General features: G+C 67.2%; 28 protein-coding genes and 1 pseudogene. 18 read left to right on the top strand and 11 right to left on the bottom strand.

The window, feature by feature from the left end:
* Nucleotides 1–254 precede the first annotated feature (254 nt).
* Together ftsY and ACWAUG_RS10135 are read left to right on the top strand one after the other, a co-directional pair.
* The gene (gene ftsY / locus ACWAUG_RS10140; protein ID WP_460802334.1) at nt 255–1130 is read left to right on the top strand and encodes a signal recognition particle-docking protein FtsY; all 876 of its coding nucleotides are present in this window, start codon (nt 255–257) and stop codon (nt 1128–1130) included.
* 21 nt (nt 1131–1151) lie between these two features.
* Nucleotides 1152–1652 (top strand): DUF2004 domain-containing protein, encoded by a 501-nt coding sequence (locus tag ACWAUG_RS10135; RefSeq protein WP_298041434.1) that lies wholly within the window; start codon nt 1152–1154, stop codon nt 1650–1652.
* 13 nt (nt 1653–1665) lie between these two features.
* Here ACWAUG_RS10135 and lipA read toward each other — a convergent pair whose 3' ends face one another.
* The gene (gene lipA / locus ACWAUG_RS10130) at nt 1666–2658 is read right to left on the bottom strand and encodes a lipoyl synthase (RefSeq protein WP_460802333.1); all 993 of its coding nucleotides are present in this window, start codon (nt 2656–2658) and stop codon (nt 1666–1668) included.
* Complete coding sequence (gene lipB / locus ACWAUG_RS10125; protein ID WP_460802332.1) at nt 2655–3293, bottom strand: lipoyl(octanoyl) transferase LipB; 639 nt, start codon at nt 3291–3293, stop codon at nt 2655–2657. The genes lipA and lipB overlap by 4 nt, the downstream gene beginning before the upstream one ends.
* A gap of 79 nt (nt 3294–3372) precedes the next feature.
* Between lipB and ACWAUG_RS10120 the strand changes: the two genes are divergently transcribed.
* Complete coding sequence (locus ACWAUG_RS10120) at nt 3373–3960, top strand: TetR/AcrR family transcriptional regulator (RefSeq protein ID WP_460802331.1); 588 nt, start codon at nt 3373–3375, stop codon at nt 3958–3960.
* A gap of 48 nt (nt 3961–4008) precedes the next feature.
* Nucleotides 4009–5565 (top strand): signal recognition particle protein, encoded by a 1557-nt coding sequence (ffh, locus tag ACWAUG_RS10115; RefSeq protein WP_460802330.1) that lies wholly within the window; start codon nt 4009–4011, stop codon nt 5563–5565.
* 56 nt (nt 5566–5621) lie between these two features.
* Here ffh and ACWAUG_RS10110 read toward each other — a convergent pair whose 3' ends face one another.
* Nucleotides 5622–7331 carry a glycerol-3-phosphate dehydrogenase/oxidase gene (locus ACWAUG_RS10110; RefSeq protein WP_298039344.1) on the bottom strand — a complete coding sequence of 570 codons (1710 nt, stop codon included), beginning with the start codon at nt 7329–7331 and terminating at the stop codon, nt 5622–5624.
* 88 nt (nt 7332–7419) lie between these two features.
* Between ACWAUG_RS10110 and ACWAUG_RS10105 the strand changes: the two are divergent.
* Nucleotides 7420–8386, top strand: a pseudogene (locus ACWAUG_RS10105) (sugar-binding transcriptional regulator).
* A gap of 106 nt (nt 8387–8492) precedes the next feature.
* Nucleotides 8493–9992, top strand: coding sequence for a glycerol kinase GlpK (gene glpK, locus ACWAUG_RS10100; protein WP_460802329.1), 1500 nt, complete (start codon nt 8493–8495; stop codon nt 9990–9992).
* Between the two features lies 1 nt (nt 9993).
* On the opposite strand, the gene ACWAUG_RS10095 is transcribed toward glpK, so the two are convergent.
* Nucleotides 9994–11139, bottom strand: a complete 1146-nt coding sequence (locus ACWAUG_RS10095) for a glutamate--cysteine ligase (protein WP_298039352.1) — start codon at nt 11137–11139, stop codon at nt 9994–9996.
* A 207-nt stretch (nt 11140–11346) separates the two neighbouring features.
* Between ACWAUG_RS10095 and rpsP the strand changes: the two genes are divergently transcribed.
* Genes rpsP through trmD form a run of 4 tightly spaced genes read left to right on the top strand, consistent with a single transcriptional unit; the run spans nt 11347 to nt 13323 of the window.
* Nucleotides 11347–11781 (top strand): 30S ribosomal protein S16, encoded by a 435-nt coding sequence (gene rpsP, locus ACWAUG_RS10090; RefSeq protein ID WP_460802328.1) that lies wholly within the window; start codon nt 11347–11349, stop codon nt 11779–11781.
* A gap of 5 nt (nt 11782–11786) precedes the next feature.
* Nucleotides 11787–12017: an RNA-binding protein gene (locus tag ACWAUG_RS10085; RefSeq protein WP_298039356.1), complete on the top strand. Its 231-nt coding sequence runs from the start codon at nt 11787–11789 to the stop codon at nt 12015–12017.
* Nucleotides 12001–12621: a ribosome maturation factor RimM gene (gene rimM / locus ACWAUG_RS10080; protein WP_460802327.1), complete on the top strand. Its 621-nt coding sequence runs from the start codon at nt 12001–12003 to the stop codon at nt 12619–12621. Before ACWAUG_RS10085 ends, rimM begins: the two co-directional genes overlap by 17 nt.
* A 15-nt stretch (nt 12622–12636) precedes the next feature.
* The gene (trmD, locus tag ACWAUG_RS10075; RefSeq protein WP_298039362.1) at nt 12637–13323 is read left to right on the top strand and encodes a tRNA (guanosine(37)-N1)-methyltransferase TrmD; all 687 of its coding nucleotides are present in this window, start codon (nt 12637–12639) and stop codon (nt 13321–13323) included.
* A gap of 33 nt (nt 13324–13356) precedes the next feature.
* On the opposite strand, the gene ACWAUG_RS10070 is transcribed toward trmD, so the two are convergent.
* The 3 genes from ACWAUG_RS10070 to ACWAUG_RS10060 are packed head-to-tail and all read right to left on the bottom strand — an operon-like array spanning nt 13357 to nt 14716.
* On the bottom strand, nt 13357–14172 hold the full coding sequence (locus ACWAUG_RS10070; protein WP_460802326.1) for an SURF1 family cytochrome oxidase biogenesis protein: 816 nt from the start codon (nt 14170–14172) through the stop codon (nt 13357–13359).
* Nucleotides 14169–14360, bottom strand: a complete 192-nt coding sequence (locus ACWAUG_RS10065) for a hypothetical protein (protein ID WP_298039366.1) — start codon at nt 14358–14360, stop codon at nt 14169–14171. The genes ACWAUG_RS10070 and ACWAUG_RS10065 overlap by 4 nt, the downstream gene beginning before the upstream one ends.
* Nucleotides 14357–14716 carry a DUF3099 domain-containing protein gene (locus tag ACWAUG_RS10060; RefSeq protein WP_298039370.1) on the bottom strand — a complete coding sequence of 120 codons (360 nt, stop codon included), beginning with the start codon at nt 14714–14716 and terminating at the stop codon, nt 14357–14359. The genes ACWAUG_RS10065 and ACWAUG_RS10060 overlap by 4 nt, the downstream gene beginning before the upstream one ends.
* A 90-nt stretch (nt 14717–14806) precedes the next feature.
* Between ACWAUG_RS10060 and ACWAUG_RS10055 the strand changes: the two genes are divergently transcribed.
* Nucleotides 14807–15517: a beta-ketoacyl-ACP reductase gene (locus ACWAUG_RS10055; RefSeq protein ID WP_460802325.1), complete on the top strand. Its 711-nt coding sequence runs from the start codon at nt 14807–14809 to the stop codon at nt 15515–15517.
* Between the two features lie 82 nt (nt 15518–15599).
* On the opposite strand, the gene serB is transcribed toward ACWAUG_RS10055, so the two are convergent.
* Nucleotides 15600–16235, bottom strand: a complete 636-nt coding sequence (gene serB / locus ACWAUG_RS10050; RefSeq protein WP_298039374.1) for a phosphoserine phosphatase SerB — start codon at nt 16233–16235, stop codon at nt 15600–15602.
* A gap of 96 nt (nt 16236–16331) precedes the next feature.
* Between serB and ACWAUG_RS10045 the strand changes: the two genes are divergently transcribed.
* Nucleotides 16332–17117 (top strand): ABC transporter ATP-binding protein, encoded by a 786-nt coding sequence (locus ACWAUG_RS10045; RefSeq protein WP_298039377.1) that lies wholly within the window; start codon nt 16332–16334, stop codon nt 17115–17117.
* A gap of 92 nt (nt 17118–17209) precedes the next feature.
* A complete protein-coding gene (locus tag ACWAUG_RS10040) occupies nt 17210–17464 on the top strand; it encodes a type B 50S ribosomal protein L31 (RefSeq protein ID WP_298039379.1) in 255 nt (84 codons plus the stop codon).
* A 61-nt stretch (nt 17465–17525) separates the two neighbouring features.
* Here the strand turns inward: ACWAUG_RS10040 and ACWAUG_RS10035 are convergent, their stop codons facing one another.
* Nucleotides 17526–18239 (bottom strand): 3'-5' exonuclease, encoded by a 714-nt coding sequence (locus ACWAUG_RS10035; RefSeq protein WP_298039382.1) that lies wholly within the window; start codon nt 18237–18239, stop codon nt 17526–17528.
* 59 nt (nt 18240–18298) lie between these two features.
* On the opposite strand from ACWAUG_RS10035, the gene ACWAUG_RS10030 reads away from it, so the two are divergent.
* Nucleotides 18299–19228 carry an alpha/beta fold hydrolase gene (locus ACWAUG_RS10030; RefSeq protein WP_298039385.1) on the top strand — a complete coding sequence of 310 codons (930 nt, stop codon included), beginning with the start codon at nt 18299–18301 and terminating at the stop codon, nt 19226–19228.
* Here ACWAUG_RS10030 and ACWAUG_RS10025 read toward each other — a convergent pair.
* Nucleotides 19200–19673: an Lrp/AsnC family transcriptional regulator gene (locus tag ACWAUG_RS10025; RefSeq protein WP_298039388.1), complete on the bottom strand. Its 474-nt coding sequence runs from the start codon at nt 19671–19673 to the stop codon at nt 19200–19202. The genes ACWAUG_RS10030 and ACWAUG_RS10025 overlap by 29 nt on opposite strands.
* Before the next feature lie 168 nt (nt 19674–19841).
* Here ACWAUG_RS10025 and pdhA point away from each other — a divergent pair, with 168 nt between their 5' ends.
* Genes pdhA through ACWAUG_RS10010 form a run of 3 tightly spaced genes read left to right on the top strand, consistent with a single transcriptional unit; the run spans nt 19842 to nt 23330 of the window.
* Nucleotides 19842–20957, top strand: coding sequence for a pyruvate dehydrogenase (acetyl-transferring) E1 component subunit alpha (gene pdhA, locus ACWAUG_RS10020; protein ID WP_298039393.1), 1116 nt, complete (start codon nt 19842–19844; stop codon nt 20955–20957).
* Between the two features lies 1 nt (nt 20958).
* Nucleotides 20959–21969 carry an alpha-ketoacid dehydrogenase subunit beta gene (locus ACWAUG_RS10015; protein WP_460802324.1) on the top strand — a complete coding sequence of 337 codons (1011 nt, stop codon included), beginning with the start codon at nt 20959–20961 and terminating at the stop codon, nt 21967–21969.
* Nucleotides 21966–23330 (top strand): dihydrolipoamide acetyltransferase family protein, encoded by a 1365-nt coding sequence (locus ACWAUG_RS10010; protein WP_298039402.1) that lies wholly within the window; start codon nt 21966–21968, stop codon nt 23328–23330. The genes ACWAUG_RS10015 and ACWAUG_RS10010 overlap by 4 nt, the downstream gene beginning before the upstream one ends.
* Here ACWAUG_RS10010 and ACWAUG_RS10005 read toward each other — a convergent pair.
* Nucleotides 23327–23938 carry a TetR/AcrR family transcriptional regulator gene (locus ACWAUG_RS10005; protein ID WP_298039407.1) on the bottom strand — a complete coding sequence of 204 codons (612 nt, stop codon included), beginning with the start codon at nt 23936–23938 and terminating at the stop codon, nt 23327–23329. The two genes, ACWAUG_RS10010 and ACWAUG_RS10005, sit on opposite strands and share 4 nt — an antisense overlap.
* A gap of 95 nt (nt 23939–24033) precedes the next feature.
* On the opposite strand from ACWAUG_RS10005, the gene ACWAUG_RS10000 reads away from it, so the two are divergent.
* Nucleotides 24034–25581, top strand: a complete 1548-nt coding sequence (locus tag ACWAUG_RS10000) for a carboxyl transferase domain-containing protein (RefSeq protein WP_460802323.1) — start codon at nt 24034–24036, stop codon at nt 25579–25581.
* Nucleotide 25582 lies beyond the last annotated feature (1 nt).

The following is a 25582-nucleotide window of genomic DNA, read 5'->3' as shown; positions in this document are numbered from 1 at the left end:
CTCCAGGCGCTGCCCGACAGCTTGCAGGCCGAGCTCGTCAAGGCGACAGAAGGTGGTCAGATCGGGCGCGGCAAAGGTAGCGTGGAACACGTCGAGGTCTTTCCGGTGGACAGCGTAGGAACTTCCATCCTGGAAGACCTCGACCCCTATCCACCAATCGCCGCGCGCACCCCGACTACACCTTCAATTACGAAGAGCCGGTTTTCCGGACGCCCGCCGCTGGGCAACCTTCCCGCACCGCCTAGGCTGGAGTCATGGTGGAGAAGTCCTGGTCCCTCGGTCGCGCGCTGCGCGGCATGTTCGTCAAGCCCACGATCGATGAGACGACGTGGGAGGACCTGGAGACCGCGCTGATCACGGCCGACTTCGGCCCCGACATATCCGAGCGCATCATCGATGAGCTGCGTGAGAAGGTCGCGAAGTACCGCACGACCGATCCGAAGGACCTGCAGCGGATGCTCCGCGAGACGCTCGAGGAGCACTTCGCGAAGTTCGACACGACGCTCAAGCTCACCGAGCGTCCCGCCGTCGTGCTCGTCGTGGGCGTCAACGGCGTCGGCAAGACCACGACGATCGGCAAGTTCACGAAGTTCCTGCGCGGCTACCAGCGAAGTGTCGTCGTGGGCGCGGCCGACACGTTCCGCGCGGCCGCCGTCGAGCAGCTCGCGACCTGGGCTCAGCGCGGGGGAGCAGCGATCGTGCGCCCCCAGCAGCAGGGTCAGGACCCGGCATCCGTCGCCTTCCAGACCATCGACTACGCCAAGCGCGAGGGTATCGAGATCGCGATCATCGACACCGCAGGACGCTTGCACACCAAGGGCGGGCTCATGGACGAGCTCACCAAGATCCGCCGCGTCGTCGAGAAGCAGGCCCCCATCAGCGAGGTCCTCCTGGTCCTGGATGCCACGACCGGGCAGAACGGTGTGATGCAGGCCGAGGCGTTCCTCGAGCACGCGGGCGTCACGGGTCTCGTGCTCACGAAGCTCGACGGCTCCGCCAAGGGCGGCTTCGTCCTCGCGGTCCAGGAGCGCACCGGCATCCCGGTCAAGCTCCTCGGCCAGGGTGAGGGCATCGACGACCTCACCGGTTTCACCCCCCACGCTTTCGTGGCATCCCTTGTCGGTCAGTGAACGGACTGGTTTCATAGCGTTATGGCGATCGAACACGACTACTTCGGGCTCCTGTCCTCCGGGCCCGATGGATCGATCTTCTGGAGCGAGACGGTCGACCTGGGCGACCAGGCGGTGACCGTCGATCTGACCGCGCCCGATCAGGACGACGTCTCGGTGCAGGCGCTCGACATCGCCGCCGGTCTCATCGCGGGCCTCGAGAACGTGGATGCTGTAGCGCGCCGCGGCATGCTGTCCGAAGTCGATGACCGCACCAGCGAGGTCACCGAGTACATCCTGCAGCAGCAGGAGACGTACGGCGACGACCTCCCCGATGTCCTCATCGACGTCAGCGGTGACGCCGCCGTCGACATCATCCGTTCGCTGCGTCTGATGAGCATGACGCTCCTTGCCGACGAGCACGGCGGGTCAGAGCCCTTCGCGGTGCTCGAATACGCGCTCGACGCTGATGAGACCGACGATGTTCTGCTGGTGAACCTCGCCTCCGATGGCACTGTGCAGTCGGTCATGAGCGCGGACTGAGCCCGCCCGACGCTCACACGGCCTGGGCGAATCCGAGGTCGGCGCTGGCGGCGATGTGCGCGAGGTGCGGCGGGATCTCCCGACCCTTCGAGACCATCGACTGCGCCCAGAGGCGTCCGGCCCGGTACGAAGAACGCACCAGGGGACCGGCGAGAACGCCGAGGAAACCGATCCTCTCGGCTTCCTCCTTGAACTCGACGAACTCCGCGGGCTTCACCCACCGTGACACGGGAAGATGGCGGGGCGAGGGCCTCAGATATTGCGTGATCGTGATGATGTCGCACCCGGCATCGTGCAGGTCGTGCAGCGCCTGCACGACCTCTTCGGGTTCTTCGCCCATGCCGAGGATGAGATTCGACTTCGTGATGAGTCCGGCATCGTGGCCCTGCGTGATGACGCTGAGCGAGCGATCGTAGGTGAATGCCGGACGGATGCGCTTGAACACCCTCGGCACCGTCTCGACGTTGTGCGCGAACACCTCGGGGCGTGCATCGAAGATCTGCCCGAGGAACGCCGGGTCGGCGTTGTGCTCGTTCGCGAGCAGTTCGACGCCGGTGTTCGGGTTCAGGGCATGGATGCGCCGGACCGTCTCGGCGTTGAGCCAGGCTCCGGTGTCGGGCAGGTCATCGCGGGCCACGCTGGTGACGGTGGCGTAGCGCAGGCCCATGCGCTGCACGCTCTCGGCGACGCGGCGCGGTTCGTCCGTGTCATACGCATCGGGTTTACCGGTATCGATCTGGCAGAAGTCGCACCGCCTGGTGCACTGGGAGCCGCCGATGAGGAAAGTGGCCTCCTTGTCCTCCCAGCACTCGAAGATGTTCGGACATCCGGCCTCCTGGCACACGGTGTGCAGATCCTCGCCCTTCACGAGCTTCTGCAGCGCCGTGTACTCGGGGCCCATCTTCGCCTTGGTCTTGATCCATTCGGGCTTGCGCTCGATGGGCGTCTCGGAGTTGCGGATCTCGAGTCGGAGGAGCTTGCGCCCCTCGGGGGCTGCGGCACTCATACGGTCACCGCCGAGTACTCATCGACGAAGGCCGTGGTGACGGCATCCGCGATGTCGGCGGGGGAGACGGTGCGACCGATCACCTCGCTGATCGTCGTGACCCCGGCATCCGTGATGCCGCAGGGGATGATGCCGCGGAAGCCGGCGAGCGTGTTGTCGCAGTTGATCGCGAAGCCGTGCATCGTCACGCCGTTCTGCACACGCACGCCGATGGCGGCGATCTTGTCCTCGCTGAGAGGACGGCGCACCCAGACGCCGCTGCGGCCGTCGACCTGGTAGCCGTCGACGCCGAGAGGTCTGAGCACATCGATCAGCACGCGCTCGAGGCGGCGCACATGCGCGACGACATCCATGGGCTCTTGCAGGCGCACGATCGGGTAGCCGACGAGTTGCCCGGGACCGTGCCAGGTGATCTTGCCGCCGCGGTCCACGTCGATGACGGGTGTGCCGTCCTGGGGGCGCTCGTGAGCTTCCGTGCGCTTGCCTGCAGTGTAGACGGCCTCGTGCTCGAGGAGGATCAGTGTGTCGGGGCGGGTGCCGTCGACGACGTCGTGGTGGATGCTGCGCTGCAGAGCCCATCCATCGGCATAGGGCACGAGATCCGGGGCGAGACCCGGGGTCAGGATGTCGAGCATGATCACCTTCCGGCAGTTGTTGAATTGCGTCCAACAATACATCTCCGACGCCTCCGGCGACGCACGATACGGTGAAGGGGTGACCTCACCACCCCGTGCCGGGCGCCCCCGCGCCTCCTCCCGCGCGACGCTCGCCGAGGCCGCCTGTGAGCTGTTCCTCGAGCAGGGGTACGAGAACACCTCGGTCGCCGAGATCACGCAGCGCGCGGGCGTCAGCCGCTCGAGCTTCTTCAACTACTTCTCATCCAAGAGCGACGTGCTCTGGTCCGGCCTCGACGCCCGTATCAGCAGGGCCGTCGAATCCCTCGAGGGGATGGCCTCGGATGTGGGAGGTCGTGCCGTTCGCACGGCGCTGGAGGGCATCGTGCACGGCTTCGCGCCCGATCCGCTCGCGCTGGCGCTGCGCAACGCGGCCGCGATGGGGCTCGAAGACGAGCTCGTTCGAGATCGCGGAGTGCGTCACGCGCGCCTGTCGGCGGCGATTGCGGATGCCGCGCGCCGCAGCGGAATCGGCGAGATAACGGCCGATATCCTCGGCGCGGCCTACGCGGCCGCCGTCCTCTCCGCGTTGCGCGTGTGGGCCGAGCGCGGCGCCGGCAGCAGTGCTCCGGAAGTGCTTCTGCGCGAGGCGTTCGCCGGTGTTCACGACCTGCCCTGGGCGAAGTGATGCCGAGGCTCGGAGAGTGTCTCCCGCTCGCGTAGAATCAGAAGCACCATGGCTACTTTTGGCACGCTCTCCGAACGCCTCACCGATACGTTCCGCAACCTTCGCACGAAGGGCAAGCTGACCGCCGCCGATGTCGACGGCACGGTCCGCGAGATCCGTCGCGCCCTGCTCGACGCCGACGTCGCTCTCGCGGTCGTCAAGGACTTCACCGCGAATGTGCGCGAGCGCGCGCTGGGCGACGAGGTCAACAAGGCGCTGAACCCGGCCCAGCAGGTCGTGCAGATCGTCAACGAGGAGCTCGTCGGCATCCTGGGCGGTGAGCAGCGCCGCCTGGAGTTCGCCAAGACCCCGCCGACCGTCATCATGCTTGCCGGCCTTCAGGGCTCCGGTAAGACGACGTTCGCGGGAAAGCTCGCGAAGCAGCTCGAGAAGGACGGCCACACGCCGCTCCTCGTGGCCGCTGACCTCCAGCGTCCCAACGCCGTCAACCAGCTCCAGGTCGTCGCCGAGCAGGCCGGAGCCACGATCTACGCACCCGAACCCGGTAACGGCATCGGTGATCCCGTGAAGGTGTCGCGCGAGGGCGTCGAGCATGCCCGTCGCCATCAGCACGACGTCGTCATCATCGACACCGCCGGACGGTTGGGCGTCGACGCCGAGCTCATGAAGCAGGCATCCGATATCCGCGCCGCAGTCGACCCCGACGAGGTGCTGTTCGTGATCGACGCGATGATCGGTCAGGACGCAGTGAACACGGCCAAGGCCTTCCAGGAAGGCGTCGATTTCACCGGCGTCGTCCTCTCCAAGCTCGACGGCGATGCACGTGGTGGCGCTGCGCTGTCGGTGGCATCGGTCACCGGCCGCCCGATCATCTTCGCCTCCACGGGTGAGAACCTCGACGACCTCGAGCCGTTCTACCCCGACCGCATGGCGAGCCGCATCCTCGACCTCGGCGACATCCTCACCCTCATCGAGCAGGCCCAGCAGGCCTTCGACGAGGAAGAGGCGATGAAGGTCGCCGAGAAGCTCGCGAACGAGGCCTTCACCCTCGAGGACTTCCTCGACCAGCTTCAGCAGATGAAGAAGATGGGCTCGATGAAGAAGATGCTCGGGATGCTCCCGGGCATGGGCCAGATGAAGCAGCAGCTCGACGACTTCGACGAGCGCGAGATCGACCGCACCGAGGCGATCATCCGCTCGATGACTCCCGGTGAGCGCCGCAACCCCAAGGTGCTCAACGGCTCGCGCCGCCTGCGCATCGCCAAGGGCTCCGGCATGACCGTCACCGACGTGAACCAGCTCGTGCAGCGCTTCGAGCAGGCGGCGAAGATGATGAAGACCGTCGCCCGCGGCGGCACCCCGAACATCCCCGGCATGGGTGCGATGCCCGGCATGGGACGCCCCGGCGCATCCTCCAAGCGGGGCAACAAGAAGGGCAAGGCCAAGGGCGCATCCCGCTCGGGCAACCCGGCCAAGCGCGCCGCTGAGAACGCCGGTCTGCCCGCACCCGGCGCGGCTACCGGATCCGGGTTCGGGCTCGGCGGTCAGAAGGCTCCGACCGAGGCGGAACTCGCCGAGATCCAGAAGCTCTTCGGCAACAACTGACGCACACGAAGAAGGCTCCCACCATCGGTGGGAGCCTTCTTCGTTCTCTCCGGCCGTCAGGCCGTGGCGACCTCGACCCCGACATCCACGCCGTGAGCGTCGAGGAGCTGCTCGGCGGTCTGCTCGATCTCTCTGTCGACGCGGGCCGAGTCCCAGCCCAGCAACGGGGCGAGTTCCTCGGCGATCGAGCGGATGACCGCAGCATTCACATCGCCGGTGAAAGCGAGGCTCGTGCGTCGGAAGATCACGTCTGCGACGTGCACCACCTGCTCGTTCTCCACCATCCACGCCAGCTCCCGCGAGGAGAGCGCATCGCCGACGACAGGAGCATCCTCGCCTGCGGCGATGAACGCGGCGACATCCGCCGCGCGAGTTCCGTAACGCGTGAAGAGTTCCTGCCCGCGAGCATCATCGCCGACGTTGTCGCGCAGCCACTCGAGCCTGCGGCGAGGGGTCTGCGGGAAGCCGTTTCCGCCGCCGATGCGGACGCCGGCCGTGCTGGTCAGGCGCTGGCGGCCGAGTTCGCTGAGCACGTGGTCGGCGAGGTTCTCGCCGAGGGCGCGGAATGTCGTCCACTTCCCGCCGACGAGGCTGAACACGGCGGTGCCGCCGTCGACACGACGCTCGATGCGGTAGTCGCGCGACACGAAGCCGGGAGCGGTGTCATCGTGGTGGGGTAGCGGACGGATGCCCGAGTAGCGGTAGACGATCTGCGAGCGGTCCACGGCGATCGTCGGAAAGACATGGTTGATGAGGTCGAAGAAGTAATCGACCTCCTCCTCGGTGCATCGCGCGGGAACACTCGGATCGGCGTCGATGTCGGTCGTTCCGACGAGGACGCGGCCCTTCAGCGGGTAGATGAGCACGATGCGCCCATCGGAGTGCTCGAAGAAGATCTCGCGGCCGGCGGTGGCCTCCAGCAGCTCGGGATGGTCGAGCACGATGTGCGAACCCTTGGTGCCGCCCATGAACGTCGTCTCCGCGCCCATCGCCTGATTCGTCAGGTCGGTCCAGGGGCCCGAGGCGTTGACGACGACATCGGCCTTCACCGAGAACCCGGCGCCGGTCTCGCGGTCCCGCAGGCGGAGACCCTCAGCATCCATGCCGATCGCCTCGACATAGTTGAGCGCATGCGCGCCGGCATGCGCGGCTTCGCCGTCGCGGAGCACATCGAGGGCCAGACGCTCGGGGTCGTGCACGGATGCGTCGTAATACGTCGCCGTGTACTTGATGTTCTTATCGAGGCGGGGGAGGTCTGCGAGGGCCTTCTTGCGCCCGACGAAGCGGTGACGGGGCACGGAGCCGCCGTCGCGCGAGAACAGGTCGTAGATCGTCAGACCGATCTTGATGAGGAAAGCACCGCGTTCGGTGGGCTTTCCCTGCTTGTGGGTCAGGAACCGCAGGGGAGCGGACAGGATGCCGGAGAACGTGGAGTAGATCGGAATCGTGGTCTCGAGGGGCTTGACGTAGTGCGGTGCGATCTTGAGCAGCCCATTGCGCTCGGTGACCGATTCCTTGACGAGGCGGAACTCGCCGTTCTCGAGATAGCGGATACCGCCGTGGATCATGTGGCTGGAGGCGGCGGTCGCACCGGAGGCGAAGTCGTCGCGCTCGACGAGGAGGACGTCGACCCCCTGCATCGCGAGGTCGCGGAACGTCGAGATGCCGTTGATCCCGGCGCCGATGATGACGACGGTGCTGCGTCCGCCCTCGCGTGCGGCGCGCACGTTGTCTCGTTCTGCCGGGGTGGTGCCTGGGGCGCTCATCGTCTCTCCTTGCTGGGCGTACACGGTATATCCTGAGCCGGTCAGCACAAGCGCGCAAGCCGAGTGCACGAATGTGCAAGGAGTATCCATGGTCGACCGTCCCCACGGCGATCCGCAGGCCATCGCGGCCCTGCGCGCCGCACAGATGTACTACCTGCAGGACATGACGATGGATGCCATCGCCCGCGAACTGTCGACCTCGCGCTCGTCCGTATCGAGGCTTCTGGCCCGCGCTCGGGAGACCGGCCTCGTCGAGATCCGCGTGAACACCCCCGCAGGGGCAGGAACTGCGTCTCGAGGAGGCGATCCGCCGGCGTTACGGCATCGCGGCGCACGTCGTGCCGACCCCGCAGGCCCTCTCCGACGTCGAACGCTTCGAACGGGTCGTGATGAGCGCCGCCCGTCAGCTGCCGCTGTACTTCGACTCCAACATGACGCTCGGCATCGCCTGGGGGTCCACGCTCGACGCGATCAGTCGCCATCTGCCGAAGAAGGAGACGCACAACTCGACCGTGGTCCAGCTCAACGGCGCCGGAAACACCTTCACGACGGGCGTCGACTACGCGAGTGAGATCCTCCAGCGTTTCGGGCAGGCCTTCGGTGCCAGCATCCAGCAGTTCCCCGTTCCCGCGTTCTTCGACGAACCGCGCACGAAAGAGGCGATGTGGCGCGAGCACAGCACCCGCCGGGTCCTCGAGCTGCAGTCGCACGCCGATATCGTGTTGTTCGGGCTCGGCTCGCCCCTCGCCGAGATCCCCAGTCGGGTCTACATCGGCGGCTACCTCGACCGGGACGACTACCGATCGCTGCGCGAGCAGAAGGTCGTCGGCGACGTGGCGACCGTGTTCTATCGTCAGGACGGAAGCTGGCGCGATATCGAGCTGAACAAGCGCGCGACCGGTCCGGCGTTCACCGCGCTGTCCCGGGTGTCCCGACGCATCTGCGTGGTGTCCGGCGTGCAGCGCCTGCCGAGCCTGCGCGGCGCGATCGCCGCCAAGCTCATCACGGACCTCGTCCTCGATGAGGACCTCGCCGAGCAGCTTATCGAGACGTGACCGCACGAGGGTGCACGTTCGTGCAGCGCGGCTGATCCGATCCTCGGAAACCTTCTACTCTGGACTGCAGAGCAGACAACGCCGTCCCCGGCTGGAGAGAACACCTATGCACATCGTCGCCATCGATCAGGGCACCACGAGCACGCGCGCCATCGTCTTCGACGAGACCGGCGAGATCACTGCAACCGGGCAGCGCGAGCACGAGCAGATCTTCCCGCAGCCGGGCTGGGTTGAGCACGACCCGCAGGAGATCATGGCCAACGTGCGCACGGTCATCGATGAGGCCGTCCGGGAAGCGGGGATCAACGCATCCGAGGTCGCCGCCATCGGCATCACGAACCAGCGCGAGACCGTCATCGTCTGGGACCGCGACACAGGTGAGCCGATCGGCAACGCCATCGTCTGGCAGGACACCCGCACGCAGGCGACCATAGACGCCCTCGCCGAAGACGGGGGAGTGCGCCGCTTCGCCGGCATCACCGGACTGCCGCTCGCGACCTACTTCTCAGCCTCGAAGATCGCCTGGATCCTCGATGAGGTCGACGGCGCCCGCGAGCGGGCCGAGCGCGGAGAACTGCTCTTCGGAACACCGGACACCTGGGTCCTGTGGAACCTCACGGGCGGTACGGAAGACGGCGTGCACGCGACCGACGTCACCAACGCCAGCCGCACCCTCCTCATGGATCTGCGCACGCTCGACTGGGACGACTCCCTGCTCGACGCGTTCCGCGTGCCGCGTGCGATGCTGCCGGAGATCCGCTCGTCCGCGGAGATCTACGGCGAGGCGTCGGAGACGGTGCTCGCGGGCACGCCGATCGCATCGATCCTGGGAGATCAGCAGGCGGCGACCTTCGGTCAGGCCGCTTTCGAGCGAGGCGAGTCGAAGAACACCTACGGGACGGGGAATTTCCTCATCGTCAACACCGGCGAGGAGATCGTCGACAGCGAGAACGGCCTCATCACGACGGTCGCGTATCGCATCGGAGACGAGGCCCCGCGCTACGCGCTGGAGGGGTCCATCGCCGTCACAGGCTCCCTCATCCAGTGGTTGCGGGACAACCTCGGCCTGATCTCGGATGCCCCGGAGGTCGAGACGCTCGCCCTCACCGTGGAGGACACGGCCGGGGTCTACATCGTCCCGGCCTTCTCCGGCCTCTTCGCACCCTACTGGCGCCCCGATGCCCGCGGCGCGATCCTCGGCCTCACCCGATATGCCCACAAGGGTCACATCGCCCGCGCCGCGCTGGAAGCGGTCGCCTTCCAGACCCGCGAGGTGCTCGATGCTGTCATCGCCGATACGAGCGTCTCCCTGGAAGAACTGCGCGTCGACGGCGGCATGGTCGGCAACGACACGCTCATGCAGCTGCAGGCCGACGTCCTCGGAGTGCCCGTCATCCGTCCCGCGGTCATCGAGACAACCGCGCTGGGCGCCGCTTACGCCGCGGGCCTCGCTGTCGGCGTGTGGGACGACCGCGATGAGCTGCGCGGCATGTGGCGCGAGGATGCGCGCTGGACTGCTTCGATCGACGACGCCGAACGCGACCGGCGTCTCGCCCGCTGGCACAAGGCCGTCACGCGCACCTTCGACTGGGTCGACGAGGGCTGACTCAGACGACCGGAGCTCCCGGACCGGTGCGGAACTCCCGGATCAGGTGCTGGACGACCGCACGAAGGTCGCCGTCGGACGCCTCGGCGACGCGAAGCTGGCGCTGATAGCTCGCTCCATCCGCGAGGATCGTGCCGATGCCGGCGAACTCGGCGGCGCACCCCAGGTCGACGGCGATCGGCTCGAGCGCGTCGAGCGTCTCGCGCAGGTGCTCGCCCACCCGGCGCTGCGTGCCCGCGGCATCCGTGATGATCGTCGCGTCGAGACCGTACCGGGCGGCGCGCCACTTGTTCTCCCGGTGGAACCATGCGGGCATCGTCGGCAGCTCCCGTCCGTCATCGAGCATGCGGGAGAAGTGCTCGACGAGCACCTGCACGAGTGAGGCGACCGAGGCGAGCTCGGTGAGAGTGGACAGCCCATCGCACGCGCGGACCTCGATCGTGCCCCAGCGCGGCGCCGGACGGATGTCCCAGCGCACTTCGGTGGAATCCGCCATGACGCCGGTGCGCACCATGTCGTCGAGGTAGCGCTCGAAGTCCGACCACGACTCCAGCATCCACGGGAGCCCCGCGGTCGGCAGCTGCTGGAAGACGAGTGCGCGGTTCGAGGCGTACCCGGTCCGCTCGCCCGCCCAGAACGGGCTCGACGCCGAAAGCGCCTGCAGATGGGGGAGGAAGCCGGCCAGCGCATTGATGATCGGGAAGACCTTGTCGCGATCCTCGATGCCGATGTGCACGTGGATGCCCCAGATCATCATGTTGCGCCCCCACCACTGGGTGCGCTCGATCATCCGGTGATAGCGCGTCTTGTCGGTCACCTGTTGGTCGAACCACTGCGCGAACGGGTGGCTGCCGGCGGAGAGCAGCTCGATGCCGGCCGGATCCGTCGCCGCGCGCACAGCGGAGATGGCCTGCGCGATGTCTCCCACCGCATGCGCCACATCCCGGCCGATTCCACTGGTCACCTCGATCGTGTTGGTGAGCAGCTCCCCGGTGACGGTGTGCCGCTCCGCAGCGCTCTCGTCCTCGAGGGCGGCGAGCAGCTGCGGGGCCCTCCCGACGAGGTCGCCCGTTTCGGGGTCGGCCAGCATGATCTCCCACTCCAGGCCGACGGTCGAGCGGTCTGACTCGGCGAAGTCTTGCGTCACGGGGCCAGTCTGACACGCTCGGGCCCGGATGTCGGCGTGTTCCGACGGTGCATTTCGCTCCTGGCGTCGGGATCTGGCAGAATAGAGGGTCGGACGACGTTCTCGACCCTCTATCCAGATCTCGTCCACTCATTTGAGCTTCCGCCGGGTGTGCACCCCACTCTCCGGGCGATCAGTTCGTTTCCTTCCACACAATTCAGGAGAATCGTGGCTGTCAAGATTCGTCTCAAGCGCATGGGCAAGATCCGTGCACCGTACTACCGCATCGTCGTCGCCGACTCGCGCACCAAGCGCGACGGTCGCGTGATCGAGGAGATCGGCAAGTACCAACCCACCGAGCAGCCCTCGTTCATCGAGGTCGACTCCGAGCGTGCGCAGTACTGGCTCTCCGTCGGTGCTCAGCCGACCGAGCAGGTCGCCGCTCTGCTGAAGCTCACGGGCGACTGGGGTAAGTTCAAGGGCGACAAGAACGCGGTCTCGACCGTTCAGGTCGCCGAGCCCAAGGCCGCTTTCGAGGCCGACGCTTCCAAGAAATCGGTCGTCAAGCCCAAGGCGGAGAAGAAGGAGGAGGCTCCCGCTGAGGAGGCTACCGCCGCTGCCGACGCGGAGGCCGCCGAGGCTCCCGCCGCTGACGCGGAGTAATCGCTGTGCTGTCCGCCGCGCTCGAGCACATCGTCAAGGGGATCGTTGATCACCCGGAAGATGTCACCATCACCGCTTCCACGTCGCCGCGAGGCGACCTCCTCGAGGTGCGCGTGCACCCCGACGACCGGGGGCGCGTGATCGGGCGCGGCGGACGGACCGCGAAGGCACTGCGCACACTCGTCAGCGCCTTGGCCGACGGGCAGCGCGTCCGCGTCGATGTCGCGGACGACTGACGTGGTATCTGCAGAAGCTCCCCAGGGCAAGAACCAGCTCCGCGTCGGACGCCTCGTCAAGGCCCATGGCCTCAAGGGCGGTCTGAAGCTCGAGCTGTACACCGACAACCCGGAGCGACGCTTCGTCACCGGGGCGGAATTCACGTTGCAGGTGCCCGAGGCATCTCCGTGGCACCGCAAGACCATCACGGTGCGCGAGTACCGTCTGATGAACGGCAACCCGGTCGTCTTCTTCGAAGGCATCGATGACCGCGATGAGGCCGAGGGCCTCGTGCGTGCGATCCTCTGGATCGACCAGGACGCCGATGAAGCAGAAGACAACGCCTGGTACGACCACCAGCTGGTCGGCCTCGACATCGTCCGTGACGAACAGGTCATCGGAAAACTCGTGCGCGTCGAGCACATGCCCGCGCAGGATCTCCTGATCGTTCGCCCGACCGGAACGGACGGCGAGGTGATGGTTCCCTTCGTGGAGGCCATCGTCCCCGCGGTCGACATCGCCGGCGGACGAATCATCGTCACACCACCTGCCGGCCTCTTCGAAGAACTCCCCGACGCCGGTGAGCCCGACGCGGCGGACAGTGCACCGGCATCCGACGCCTGATCGGTCGCTCACCGCATGCGCATCGACGTCGTTTCCATTTTCCCGTCCTATTTCGACGGTCTCGCGCTGTCCCTGCTGGGGAAGGCCCGTGAGACGGGGCTGATCGACCTCCGTATCCATGATCTTCGTGACTGGACCGACGACCGTCACCGAACCGTCGACGACACGCCCTACGGGGGCGGCGCCGGAATGGTCATGAAGCCGGAGCCCTGGGCGCGGGCCCTCGACGAGCTCACGACGGACTCCGAGAACCCGACGCTGATCTTCCCCTCGCCGGCAGGAGAGGTCTTCCGTCAGAGGACGGCCCGAGATCTCGCGCACCGCGAGCACATCGTGATCGGCTGCGGCCGTTACGAGGGAATCGACGAGCGCGTCTTCGAATACGCGTCGACCCTCGGCGAGGTGCGCCTGGTCAGCCTCGGCGACTATGTCCTCAACGGGGGAGAAGTGGCCGCCATGGCGATGATCGAAGCCGTCGGACGCCTCATCCCCGGTGTCGTCGGAAACCCCGAGAGCCTCGTGGAGGAATCCCACGAGGACGGTCTGCTCGAGTACCCCTCGTACACGAAGCCTTCGAACTGGCGTGATCGCGAGGTGCCCGGCATCCTGCTCAGCGGAAACCACGGTGCGATCGCGACGTGGCGCCACGAGCAGCAGCTGGAGCGCACGCAACGACGTCGCCCGGATCTGCTCGCCGACTGACCCTTTTCGTTTCCGCGCACGGGCTCCGGCTGGTCAGACGCGTGCGTCCAGCAGTTCGTCCTCGGCGTCGGCATCACGGTCACGACGCTTCTTCTTCGCCGGGCGTGCGGGGCGCCCCTCGGCCTCCTCGCGGTGCTTCTGCACCTCGGTGCGGATCATGTACGCGATGAAGACGAACCCCATGACGCCGAACAGGATCCACTGGATCGCGTACGACAGATGCGGGCCCGGGTCTGCGGTCGGCTTGTCGTAACCGCCGAGTGCGGCGTCAGGCGCGGGCGATTCGTCGATCAGCTCTCCGTAAGCGCTCACGATCGCGTCTTCGCCGGCCATCTCGGCGATGCTCGGCAGGTGAATCGTCGGCGCCTGGCCCTCGGGGGCACTGCGTCCGGACGAGGGGAGTGGTTCGCCGGGACGCAGGCGCACCGTGACCTCGACCGGGCCGGTCGGTGCGGCAGCGATCTCATCGGGCAGGGGGCCTTCGCCGGGGGCCACCCAGCCGCGATTTATCAGGAGCACGGTGCCATCTTCCGCGCGCAGGGGGACGATGATCTCGAAGGCGCTCGTCCCGCCGTGGGGGCGGTTGCGCACCAGTACCTGCTCGTCCTGCAGATATTCGCCGGTCACCGTGACCGGCAGCCACTCGTCGGAGGGCGAGAACTCGCCATCCGCGCCGATCACGCTTCCGAGGGCGACGGGCGGCGCATCGTAGTTGGCCTCGACCAGCTCGATATCAGCCGCGCGGCTCTCATTGCGGTCGAACTGCCAGTTCGAAAGCAGCACGCAGGCGATTGCGAACGCGATCGCGACGAGCAGGTAAACGCCCCAGCGGAGGAAGCGGTTGTTCATGCGGGGAGTCCTTCATGCTTCGAGACGGGAAAGTCTCGGGCCGAGAGATAGTCGTGCAGGAAATCGGCATGCTCATCGCACGCGAGCCAGATCTTCTGCCGGTCTTCTGAATGGATGCGGGGATTGCGCCAGACGATGTGGTGCGTGGCGGCATTCCGGCAGGAGGCTCGGGAGCATTCGGCGCTCATGGCAGCTCCTCCGGCGGCGTCTCCTGGATCATGACGATCGTCGGCGGGGGAGTCGCTGGCTGTTCCGCTGCCGTCTCATCGGGCCTGGAGGAGATCTCGAGGGTCGGGGATTCGGCGCTGGAGGTGGGGGTGGGGATGATCGCGTTGGCGAACACCACGGCGATGTAGGGCAGCACGGCGGCGCCGATCGCGAACACCCATGTGTACCAGCCGTACGGGGTGATGAGGACGGTCAGGGCGAAGCACAGCATGCGGATGCCCATGGTGATGTAGTAATTGCGCTCGCGAACCCGAGCCTCGTCCTGCGGGGCCTGCGGCAGGGAGGTGACGGCGGGGGTGCGGTGGGAGGCGTTCACGGTGCTTCCAGCCTACGCCGCGTCGGATGCCCCGACGGCGCCCGATAGGATTGCGACGGCCCGACCGACAGCCCATCAGGAGTGTTTTTCATGAGTTCAGAACGTGTCGTCCTCGTCACCGGCGGAAACCGCGGCATCGGCCGCGCGATCGCCGAGCGCTTCGTCCGCGAGGGATATCGGGTCGCCGTCACCGCCCGCAGTGGTGAGGGTCCCGAGGGGACTCTCACAGTGCGCGCAGATGTGACGGATGCGGCATCCATCGATGCTGCGTTCACAGAGGTCGAGACGACCCTCGGGCCGATCGAGATCCTCGTCGCGAACGCCGGCATCACGAAGGACACGCTTCTGATGCGCATGAGTGAGGACGACTTCGACAGCGTCGTCGCGACGAACCTCGGCGGCACGTTCCGCGTCGTCAAGCGTGCGTCGAAGGGCATGCTGAAGGCGCGCTTCGGCCGGATCGTTCTGATCTCCAGCGTCGTCGGGCTGTACGGCTCGGCCGGTCAGGTCAACTACGCGGCATCCAAGAGCGCACTGGTGGGCTTCGCCCGCTCGGTCACTCGCGAGCTCGGCGCCCGCGGCATCACGGCGAACGTCGTCGCACCCGGATTCATCGAGACCGACATGACGGCGGAACTGCCCGAGGCGACGCAGAAGCAGTACAAGGCCAGCATTCCGGCCGCGCGCTTCGCGACGGCCGATGAGGTCGCCGGTGTCGTGACCTGGCTCTCGAGTGATGATGCCGCATACATCTCGGGCGCTGTGATCCCCGTCGACGGCGGCCTCGGCATGGGGCACTGAGGCGCACCCGCTCAGCGGGATTTGATCGTGCAGAGCCGCTGCGCGGCAAGGAATGCGGGGTCGTCGAGACGACTGCTCTGAATCAGGGCAGCAGCGCGATGACCTCGGACAGATCCTGCGGGCCGATGACGATGCTCGCCGCTGCACGCACGGCCGGCTTCGCGTTGAACGCGATGCCCAGCCCTGCGGCGGCCATCATCTTCAGATCGTTCGCCCCATCGCCGATCGCGATGGTTGCGCGCGGGTCGATGCCGAGTTCATCGGCCCATTCACGCAGCGACGACGCCTTGGCCTCGGCATCCACGATCTCGCCATCGACGAAACCTGTGAGTGCGCCGTCGGAGACGGCGAGCCGGTTGGCCCGCCAGCGGTCGACGCCGAGCGTCGGGGCGATGTGATCGAGGATCTCGAGGAACCCGCCCGACACGACGCCGACGACACCGCCGCGCGCGTGCACGGCGGCGGTGAGGTCGCGGACGCCGGGCGTCGGCTCGATGCGCGACAGTACGCGCTCGAACGAGCTGGTCGGCACGCCCGCGAGGGCCTCGACGCGTGAGCGCAGGCTCGTGGCGAAGTCGACCTCGCCGCGCATCGCGGCCTCGGTGGCGGCCTGCACCTCGGCACCGCGGCCGGCCTCATCGGCGAGCAATTCGATCACCTCGTTGCGGATGAGGGTGGAATCGGCATCGAGGACGACGAGGAAGCGCGCAGTGGTCACGCGTTCGAGCGTAGCGCGCCCGGCATCCTCCGAATTGCCCGCACGACACCTGTGGATGGTCGCGGTGCGGGTTGCCTCTGCCGATAGGCTGGAAACATGTCGAGCGCTTTGGAATTCACTGATGTCGTCGTGCGCCGCGACGGCCGCAATATCGTCGATCACGTGTCCTGGCAGGTCGCCGATGATCAGCGCTGGGTGGTGCTCGGGCCCAACGGCGCCGGCAAGACCACGCTGCTGCAGCTGGCCGACACGCTTCTGCATCCGACCTCGGGCACGGTGACGATCCTCGACGAGACGCTCGGTCGCACGGATGTGTTCGATCTGCGTCCGCGCATCGGCTTCGCGTCGACGGCGATGGCGAAGCGCATCCCGCGGGATGAGACGGTTCTGAACGTCGTGCTCACGGCCGCGTACTCCGTCATGGGGCGCTGGAACGAGCGCTACGAGAACATCGATGAACGACGCGCTCTGCGCGTTCTCGGCGATTGGAAGCTCGAGCACCTCGCCGACCGCACCTTCGGAACCCTCAGCGATGGCGAGCAGAAGCGCGTGCAGATCGCCCGCGCCGTGATGACCGACCCCGAGCTCCTGCTGCTCGACGAGCCGACCGCATCGCTCGATCTCGGCGCCCGCGAAGAGCTGCTCGAGCTGCTCAGCGGATATGCTTCTTCGCCGACCACTCCGGCGATGGTGATGGTCACGCACCACGTCGAGGAGATCCCCGTCGGCTTCACCCACGTCCTGCTCCTCAAGGCGGGCGGGATCGTCGCTGCCGGGCCGATCGCCGAGGCCCTCACGGCCGAGGCGCTGACCGAGGCGTTCGGCATGCCGATCGCCTTGACGTCCGATGCGGGCCGTTACTCGGCGCGCGCAACGCGCTGAGGCGCCATCTGATAAGATTGTCCCTTGGTGCTTTCTGTACCGCAGACTTCCCTCGTCCCTGGCACAATCCAGGGCAGCAACTAAGGAATCCCATGAAGACTGACATCCACCCCGAGTACAAGGCAGTCGTTTTCCGCGACCTGGGCTCCGGCGAGACCTTCCTCACCCGCTCGACCGTCACGAGCGACAAGACGATGGAGCTCGACGGCGTCGAGTACCCCGTCATCGACGTCGAAATCTCGTCGGCTTCGCACCCGTTCTACACGGGCAAGCAGCGCATCATGGACTCGGCCGGTCGCGTCGAGAAGTTCAACCAGCGCTTCAAGGGCTTCGGCGGCAGCAAGTAAGCTTCCGCGACAAAAGGCCTCGATCTCTTCGGAGATCGAGGCCTTTTTCGTGCTGAGAGGCTCAGTCGGCAACCGCAGCGCGCACGGGCCAGGAGCCGTCGATCGACTCCTCGGCGTCGAAACGCCCGATGCGGATGAAGTACTCGGTCAGGCTCTCCGCTTGGGATCGGGCCCACCCGACCTGCTGCGTGTGCAGCTCATGGGCAGTGTCGCCGAGGGGATATCGTCGGGCGATGGCCTGCGCGACGCGTCCGGCGGCGATCGCATCGGCGGAGGCCTCGTGCGCGCTGTCGAGTGCCACGCCGTAGTGCTCGGCGGCCGCGGTCAGGGTTCGCTTGCCGCGCCGGTAGCGGTCGAGCTGCTTGTCGATGACGAGCGGATCGACGATCGGCCCCGGATTCTCGAGCACGGGGATGCCGTGGCGCAGGCACTCGTGCTGCAGGAGCGAGAAGTCGTAGGACGCGTTGTAGGCGACGACGGGGAGTCCCTGTGCGAGCAGGTCGCGCAGGGCTGTGGCGATCTCTGCGACGACCTGCGCTGCCGGGCGGCCTTCGGTGCGGGCGCGCTCGGTCGTCACCCCGTGCACCGCTGCGGCGCCCTCGGGGATCGGGACGCCGGGATCGGCGATCCATGATTGGGAGGCCACGGCTGTGCCGTGCTCGTCGAGGACTCCGACGTGCGCGGTCACGATGCGGTCGCTGGTCACCTCGACCCCGGTGGTCTCGAGATCGAAGACGCCGATGCGTCCGAGCCAGGGAGGGAGTTCGTTCGCCATGGCTCCACGCTAAGGAGGGCCTCGGACATCGCGGGGAGGCTCGCCCGTAGAATCGAGGGATGACCGTGCCCTCACCGTATGCCGACAGGCTGAGCCGTCTGCCGATCGAGCGCCGTGAGGTGGAGGTGCTCGGGGGGACGACCGCGTACTGGACATATGGGCCGCCGCTGCCGCAGGGCGCAGGGCCCGATGCTGCGGACGATGTGCCGACAGTCATCGCCGTGCACGGGTTCCGCGGTGAGCATCATGGACTCGAGCCGGTGCTCGCCTACCTCCCCGAGGTGCGTGTGATCGCGCCGGATCTTCCGGGTTTCGGGGAAAGTGCGCCGCTTCCGGGGCGCACGCATGATCTCGATGCGTATGCGCAGTGGCTGCGCGATTTCTCTGCGGCGGTCGCGCCGGGGGCTGTGATCCTCGGCCACTCCTTCGGCTCGATCGTCTCCTCGGCTGCGGTGGCCGGCGGGCTCGAGACCGAACGCCTGATCCTCATCAACCCGATCGGTGCCCCTGCCCTCGAGGGGCCGAAGGGCATCATGACGCGCCTCGCCGTGCTGTACTACGACCTAGGGGCCAAGCTTCCCGAGCGGTGGGGGACAGCGGTTCTGCGCAGTCGTCTCATCGTCCGGGTGATGAGCGTGACGATGGCGAAGACACGGGATCGAGTTCTGCGCCGCTTCATCCATGATCAGCACGATCGCTACTTCTCGCGCTTCGCCGATCGTGATGTGCTGCGCGATGCGTTCGTGGCGAGCGTCTCGAACGATGTGCGCGCTTTCGCACCGCGAATCAGCGCACCCACGCTGCTGATCGCCGCGCAGCAGGACGACATCACGCCGATCGAGGACGAGCGCCGGCTGGCGGGGATGTTCCCCGAGGCGCAGCTCGTCGAGATCGCCGACGTCGGGCACCTCATCCACTATGAGACACCCGCCGAAGCGGCGGGTGCTATTCGCGGGTTCCTCAGGGTTCCCGTCGCGCGAGGCCGATGAGCCCGGCGACGCGATAGGGGATGACCTCGCCCATCGCGAGCGATGTCTCGGTGCGCTCGACGCCCTCGATCGAGAGGATTCGCGCATCGGTATCGAAGAGATGGCGCGCATCGCGGCATGCGACGTGGGCGAGCAGATCGATCGATCCGCTGAGCCCATGGACCTGGAGGACCTCGGGGATCCGCGCGAGTTCGGCGATGATGCGGGGCAGCTCCGTTTGCCGTAGCCCGATGCTGATGAACGCCTGCAGGGGGAAGCCGAGCACCTCGGGGGAGAGGGCGCGTTCGTAGGACAGGAAGACCCCCGTCTGCTCGAGGCGGGCCAGTCGTGCCTGGATCGTGTTGCGTGAGAGGCCGAGCCGCTCGGCGAGGGCGACGACGGTCGTACGCGGATCCTCGGAGAGGGCGGTGAGCAGTTCGAGATCTACACGGTCAAGAGCGGACATAGCGCCCAACCGTAGCAGGGTGCACCGGTGCAGTTTTGGCAACATGCTCACCCCAGGCCGAAATGCTTGAGCGTGGTGATGAACGGACGTACGCTCGGTACGACCGATGACGATGTCGGTTCAGGCGTGCAGATCCTCACGAGGGACACACACGACAGGAGGACGAAGATGTCACCGCAGATCACTCCGACCCCCGAGCGCTCCGCTGCTCTCGACGAGCAGGAGCGCGTGCTCGCCCCGGATGGGACCCGGGCGCCCAACGTGCATCTCGACCCTTATCTCGCGGGCATCACCGGTGCCGAGATGCGAGCTCTGCACCGTGACATGGTGATTCTGCGTCGCATCGACGCGGAGGGCGTGGCGCTGCAGCGGCAGGGGCAGCTGGGCCTGTGGGCCCCGTGCCAGGGGCAGGAAGCCGCTCAGATCGGCACGGCACGTGCCCTCGCCCCGGAGGACTTCGTCTTCCCGAGCTACCGCGAGACCGGTGTGGTCTATGCCCGTGGCGCCGAGCCCGGCGACTTCGTGCGTGTGTGGCGCGGGGAGGCCGGTTCGGGCTTCGATCCTCAGCAGATGAGGATGGCCCCGCTGCAGATCATCATCGGCGCCCAGACGCTGCACGCGGTCGGGTACGCGCTCGGGATCAAGCACGACGGCGCGCCGGAGGTCGCCGTCACTTATTTCGGCGACGGCGCGAGCAGCCAGGGCGACGTCAACGAGGCGATGGTGTTCGCCGCGTCCTATCGGGCACCGGTGGTCTTCGTCTGTCAGAACAACCACTGGGCCATCTCCGAGCCGGTCGCGCTTCAGTCGCAGCATCCGATCGCCGGCCGGGCGCCCGGCTTCGGCATCCCGAGCCTGCGCGTCGACGGCAACGACGTCCTCGCGTGTCTCGCCGCGATGCGCTGGGCTCTCGAGCATGCCCGCTCCGGGGCGGGCCCGGTCTTCCTCGAAGCGGTGACGTATCGCATGGGACCGCACACCACAGCCGACGACCCCACCCGCTACCGCGACGCGGCTGAGCTGGAACTCTGGCGCACCCGGGATCCGATCGATCGGCTCGAGGCGCACCTGCGCCGGATCGGGGAGATCACGGATGCGCAGGTCGCCGAGGCCCAAGCGGATGCCGATGACCTCGCCCGCGCGATGAGGGCCGCGTGCCTGCAGATGGAGCCGCGGGAGCCGCTGTCCGTCTTCGATGACGTCTACGCCGAACCGCACTGCGCGATCACCCGCCAGCGCGAGGAGTACGCCTCCTATCTCGCATCGTTCGTCGAGGAGGTCTGACATGGAGCAGCTCACTCTCGGCAAGGCGCTCAACGAGAGCCTGCGCCAGGCCATGCGCGACGATGATCGCGTCGTGCTCCTCGGAGAGGACATCGGAGCGCTGGGTGGCGTCTTCCGCATCACGGACGGACTGCTCGACGAATTCGGGGCGGCACGGGTCATCGACACGCCCCTCGCGGAGTCCGGCATCGTCGGAAGCGCGGTCGGGCTCGCCTTCTGCGGCTATCGGCCGGTCGTCGAGATCCAGTTCGACGGCTTCGTCTACCCGGCATTCGACCAGATCGTCTCGCAGGTGGCGAAGATGCACTACCGCTCGCACGGGCGTGTGAAGATGCCGATCACGATCCGCATCCCCTGGGCGGGCGGGATCGGTGCCGCGGAGCATCACTCCGAGTCGCCGGAGGCGTATTTCGCGCACACGGCCGGATTGCGCGTCGTCGCGGTGTCGAATCCGGCCGATGCGTACACGATGCTTCGCCAGGCCATCGCCTCGGATGACCCGGTCGTCTTCTTCGAGCCGAAGCGGCTCTATCACCGCAAGGGCGATGTCGACCGCGAGTCGCCGTTGGCGGATGCTGTGCCGATGGGCGTCGCGCGTCGGGTTCGCACCGGCGTGGACGCGACGGTCATCACCTATGGCGCGATGGTGGGGACGGCTCTGGATGCCGCATCCGCTGCCGAGGCGGAGGGGATCTCGCTCGAGGTGATCGATCTGCGCTCCCTGTCGCCGCTGGACGCCGGATGCATCGACGCCTCGGTGCGGCGGACGGGGCGCGTCGTCGTCGTTCACGAGGCGTCGCGCGAGGCGGGGCTAGCCGCCGAGGCCATCGCAGGCATCGCCGAGCGCTGCTTCGAGTACCTGGAGGCTCCGCCGTTGCGGGTGACCGGCCACGATGTTCCCTACCCGCCCGCGAAGCTGGAGAAGCATCATCTGCCGGATCTGGATCGCATTCTGGATGCCGTTGACCGGGTGCTGGATCGTCCGAACAGCCTGACGGGAGCCGGATCATGATCGAAGAGTTCCGACTTCCCGATCTCGGCGAGGGGCTCGCCGATGCGGAGATCCTCGAGTGGAAGGTCGCACCCGGGGACTCTGTGGCGCTGAACCAGATCCTCGCCGAGGTGGAAACCGCGAAGGCCGTGGTCGAGCTCCCCTCGCCCTATGAGGGGACGGTTCAGCAGCTGCACGCACAGGCCGGTGAGACCATCGACGTCGGAGCGCTCCTGATCGCGGTCGATGTCGGCGGGGGTGCGGGTGCGCCCGAACCCGATGCCGTCGAGCAGGGTGATCAGGATGCCGTGGATGAGGAGGTGTCGCCGCCGAACCTCGTCGGCTACGGGGCGGCCTCCCGCAGTGGGGGCGCTCCGGTGCGTCGGGCTCGACGCTCGACCGCGCCGACCCGTGCGGATGCCGCTGTGCTGGAAGCGGCGCCGCACGATGACGTTCCGGAGACACCGGCCGAGCCCCGCCCGGATGAGAGGCCTCGCTCGACGCCGCCCGTACGCGCCCATGCGAAGCGTCTCGGCGTCGACATCGTGCTCGTCGCGGCCGAAGTCGGTGACCGCGTGATCACGCGTGATGACGTGGACGCCTATGCGGAGCGCATCGGGGCGCCGGCTCCCGCCATGCCTGCCGCTCCGGCGCCGACTCCGCCGGAGGAGTCGGGGGTGCAGGATCGAGAGACGCGGATCCCGATCCGCGGCGTGCGCAAGCACACCGCCGCGGCGATGGTCCGCAGTGCGTTCACCGCACCGCACGTCACGACCTTCCACACGGTCGATGTCACCGCGACGATGGAGCTCATCGCCCGCTTGCGCGAGGGGCATGATCCGTCGGCGAACCGCATCGGTCTGCTCGCGATCATCGCGAAGGTCGTCTGCCTCGCGCTCGGTCGAACACCGGATCTGAACGCACGATGGGACGAGGCGGCGGGGGAGATCATCCAACCGCACTATGTCGACCTGGGCATCGCGGCAGCGACCGAGCGCGGACTCATCGTCCCGAACATCCGTGACGCTCAGCGGTTGAGCCTTCCGGATCTCGCGGCTGCTCTGCGCGATCTGACGGACACGGCCCGCGCTGGTCGGACGACACCGGACCAGTTGGCCGGCGGCACATTCTCGATCACGAACATCGGCGTGTTCGGGATCGATGCCGGCACGCCGATCCTGCCGCCGGGGCAGTCGGGGATCCTCGCAATAGGGGCCGTTCGACGACAGCCCTGGGAGCACCGGGGCGAGATCGCGCTGCGGCAGATGATGACGCTCAGCCTCTCCTTCGACCACCGCATCGTGGACGGCGCGCAGGGTGCTCGCTTCCTGCGGGATGTCGCGGACATCCTCGAGGACCCGGCGCGGGCGATGCTGCACTAGGGCTTCGGTGCGTCCGATGCCGCGGCGGTGAGGGCCGCGTAGGCCATGGCGTTCAACAGCGCCGCGGTCGAGGCCTTCGTGCGGCTGGCGCTGCGCGTGCTGTGCGGCGTGGAGTTGATGAGCCCGAAGCACGCCTGCACGCGCAGGCGTGCTTCGGCCGTCGGAGCGTCGAGCAACGGTGCGAGGGAAGCGACCCACAGGTCGATGTAGTTGCGCTGGAGGCGTCGCACCTCAGCGCGGTCGGCATCGGAGAGGTGCGCGATGTCGCGATCCTGCACACGGATGACGTGAGCCTGGCGCAGGGCGAAGTCGACGTGGAAGTCGATGAGGGCGAGCATCCGCTCTTCGGCGTCTGCGAGGTTCGCGACGACATCTGCTCCGCCGCGGATGAGGAGCTCGCTGACGCGCACGAGCACGGCTCCGAGCAGTGCCTGCTTGCCGGTGAAGTGCCGGTAGACCGCGGGGCCGGAGACGCCGACGGCTGCGCCGATGTCTTCCAGGCTGACGCCGGAGTATCCGCGCTCGGCGAAGAGTCGGGCGGCCGCGGTGAGGAGCGCGTCGGAGCGCTCGGCCTTGGCGCGATCCCGTGCGGTGAGAGGGGTTGTCATTTCAGTTAACGCTCGCTAACCTAAATTGTCGGGTTAATGAAGAATAACCGAAAAGGCCCGCGCCGTGCCACTGAGTGAGTCGAGGAGGACTTGCCGTGTCCCAGGAAAGCCTGGTCGCAGAGCTAAAAGAGCGCCTTTCCCGAGCGGCTCGCGGAGGCCCGCAGCGCTCCCGAGAACGTCATCTCGAGCGAGGAAAGCTCCTCCCTCGCGACCGCATCGCCCGTCTGCTGGACGAGGGCAGCCCCTTCCTCGAGATCGCCCCGTTGGCCGCCGAGGGGATGTACGGCGATGAGGCGCCGGGTGCGGGCGTCATCGCCGGGATCGGCCTCGTGCACGCGCGCCACGTCATGGTGATCTGCAATGACGCCACGGTGAAGGGCGGCAGCTATCTGCCGATGACCGTCAAGAAGCATCTGCGCGCGCAGGAGATCGCGCTGGAGAACCGCCTCCCGTGCCTTTACCTCGTCGATTCCGGTGGGGCGTTCCTGCCCATGCAGGACGAGGTCTTCCCCGATCGTGATCACTTCGGACGAATCTTCTTCAACCAGGCGCGCATGAGTGCAGCATCCATCCCGCAGATCGCCGCCGTCCTCGGCTCGTGCACGGCCGGCGGCGCCTATGTTCCGGCGATGAGCGACGAAACGGTGATCGTCCGAGGCCAGGGCACGATCTTCCTCGGCGGACCCCCCTTGGTCAAAGCCGCGATCGGCGAGATCGTGACAGGGGAGGAACTCGGCGGGGGCGACCTGCACGCGCGGCGCTCCGGCGTCGCCGACCATCTGGCCGACGACGATGAGCACGCCCTCGAGATCGTCCGCGACATCGTTGAGACGCTGCCGGCGCCGCATGAGCCCGCCTGGGAGACCCATCCCTCAGCGAATCCTGAAGATGCGACGAGTCTCTACGACGTCGTCCCCGTCGATGTGAACGCGGCCTACGAGGTGCACGAGGTCATCCGGCGACTCATCGATCGTGACACGTTCCATGAGTTCAAGAGCCTGTACGGGACGACGCTCGTGACCGGATTCGCGCGTCTGCACGGGCATCCGGTCGGCATCGTCGCGAACAACGGCGTCCTGTTCGGCGAGTCCGCGCTCAAAGGAGCCCACTTCATCGAGCTGTGCGATCAGCGGGGCATCCCCCTGATCTTCCTGCAGAACATCACCGGCTTCATGGTCGGCTCGGAGGCCGAGGCATCGGGCATCGCGAAGGACGGGGCGAAGATGGTCACCGCCGTGGCGACGACCCGTGTGCCCAAGCTCACGGTCATCATCGGGGGGTCCTTCGGCGCCGGCAACTATTCGATGTGCGGGCGGGCCTATTCGCCGCGCTTCCTGTGGAGCTGGCCGGCCAGCCGCATCTCCGTCATGGGCGGCAATCAGGCGGCCTCCGTTCTGGCGACCGTCACCGAGGATCAGCGAGCCGCTCGCGGGGAGTCCTGGAGCGCGCAGGAGCGATCCGATTTCGAAGCTCCAATCCGTGCGCAGTACGAGTCGCAGGGGGAACCCTATTACGCCACCGCCCGGCTGTGGGACGACGGCATCATCGACCCGGACAAGACCCGAGACGTCCTCGGTCTGGCTCTGGATGTCGTGGCCCGCAGCGCCCTGCCCGAATCCCGCTTCGGCCTGTTCCGGATGTGAT

Source organism: Microbacterium sp. GXF6406 (assembly GCF_054798215.1).
Note: the sequence above shows the minus strand (reverse complement) of the source record. Positions and strands in the feature narration are given on the sequence as shown.

Coding starts and splice junctions, on each gene's coding strand:
- ACWAUG_RS10135 (WP_298041434.1), top strand. CDS start 1,152: ATGGCGATCGAACACGACTACTTCGGGCTCCTGTCCTCCGGGCCCGAT.
- ACWAUG_RS10010 (WP_298039402.1), top strand. CDS start 21,966: ATGATCGAAGAGTTCCGACTTCCCGATCTCGGCGAGGGGCTCGCCGAT.
- ACWAUG_RS10110 (WP_298039344.1), bottom strand. CDS start 7,331: ATGAGCGCCCCAGGCACCACCCCGGCAGAACGAGACAACGTGCGCGCC.
- ACWAUG_RS10030 (WP_298039385.1), top strand. CDS start 18,299: ATGACCGTGCCCTCACCGTATGCCGACAGGCTGAGCCGTCTGCCGATC.
- ACWAUG_RS10035 (WP_298039382.1), bottom strand. CDS start 18,239: ATGGCGAACGAACTCCCTCCCTGGCTCGGACGCATCGGCGTCTTCGAT.
- rimM (WP_460802327.1), top strand. CDS start 12,001: ATGTCGCGGACGACTGACGTGGTATCTGCAGAAGCTCCCCAGGGCAAG.
- ACWAUG_RS10025 (WP_298039388.1), bottom strand. CDS start 19,673: ATGTCCGCTCTTGACCGTGTAGATCTCGAACTGCTCACCGCCCTCTCC.
- lipB (WP_460802332.1), bottom strand. CDS start 3,293: ATGCTCGACATCCTGACCCCGGGTCTCGCCCCGGATCTCGTGCCCTAT.
- ACWAUG_RS10040 (WP_298039379.1), top strand. CDS start 17,210: ATGAAGACTGACATCCACCCCGAGTACAAGGCAGTCGTTTTCCGCGAC.
- ACWAUG_RS10065 (WP_298039366.1), bottom strand. CDS start 14,360: ATGAGCGCCGAATGCTCCCGAGCCTCCTGCCGGAATGCCGCCACGCAC.
- lipA (WP_460802333.1), bottom strand. CDS start 2,658: ATGAGTGCCGCAGCCCCCGAGGGGCGCAAGCTCCTCCGACTCGAGATC.
- ACWAUG_RS10015 (WP_460802324.1), top strand. CDS start 20,959: ATGGAGCAGCTCACTCTCGGCAAGGCGCTCAACGAGAGCCTGCGCCAG.
- ACWAUG_RS10005 (WP_298039407.1), bottom strand. CDS start 23,938: ATGACAACCCCTCTCACCGCACGGGATCGCGCCAAGGCCGAGCGCTCC.
- ACWAUG_RS10070 (WP_460802326.1), bottom strand. CDS start 14,172: ATGAACAACCGCTTCCTCCGCTGGGGCGTTTACCTGCTCGTCGCGATC.
- ACWAUG_RS10055 (WP_460802325.1), top strand. CDS start 14,807: ATGAGTTCAGAACGTGTCGTCCTCGTCACCGGCGGAAACCGCGGCATC.
- glpK (WP_460802329.1), top strand. CDS start 8,493: ATGCACATCGTCGCCATCGATCAGGGCACCACGAGCACGCGCGCCATC.
- ffh (WP_460802330.1), top strand. CDS start 4,009: ATGGCTACTTTTGGCACGCTCTCCGAACGCCTCACCGATACGTTCCGC.
- ftsY (WP_460802334.1), top strand. CDS start 255: ATGGTGGAGAAGTCCTGGTCCCTCGGTCGCGCGCTGCGCGGCATGTTC.
- trmD (WP_298039362.1), top strand. CDS start 12,637: ATGCGCATCGACGTCGTTTCCATTTTCCCGTCCTATTTCGACGGTCTC.
- pdhA (WP_298039393.1), top strand. CDS start 19,842: ATGTCACCGCAGATCACTCCGACCCCCGAGCGCTCCGCTGCTCTCGAC.
- ACWAUG_RS10045 (WP_298039377.1), top strand. CDS start 16,332: ATGTCGAGCGCTTTGGAATTCACTGATGTCGTCGTGCGCCGCGACGGC.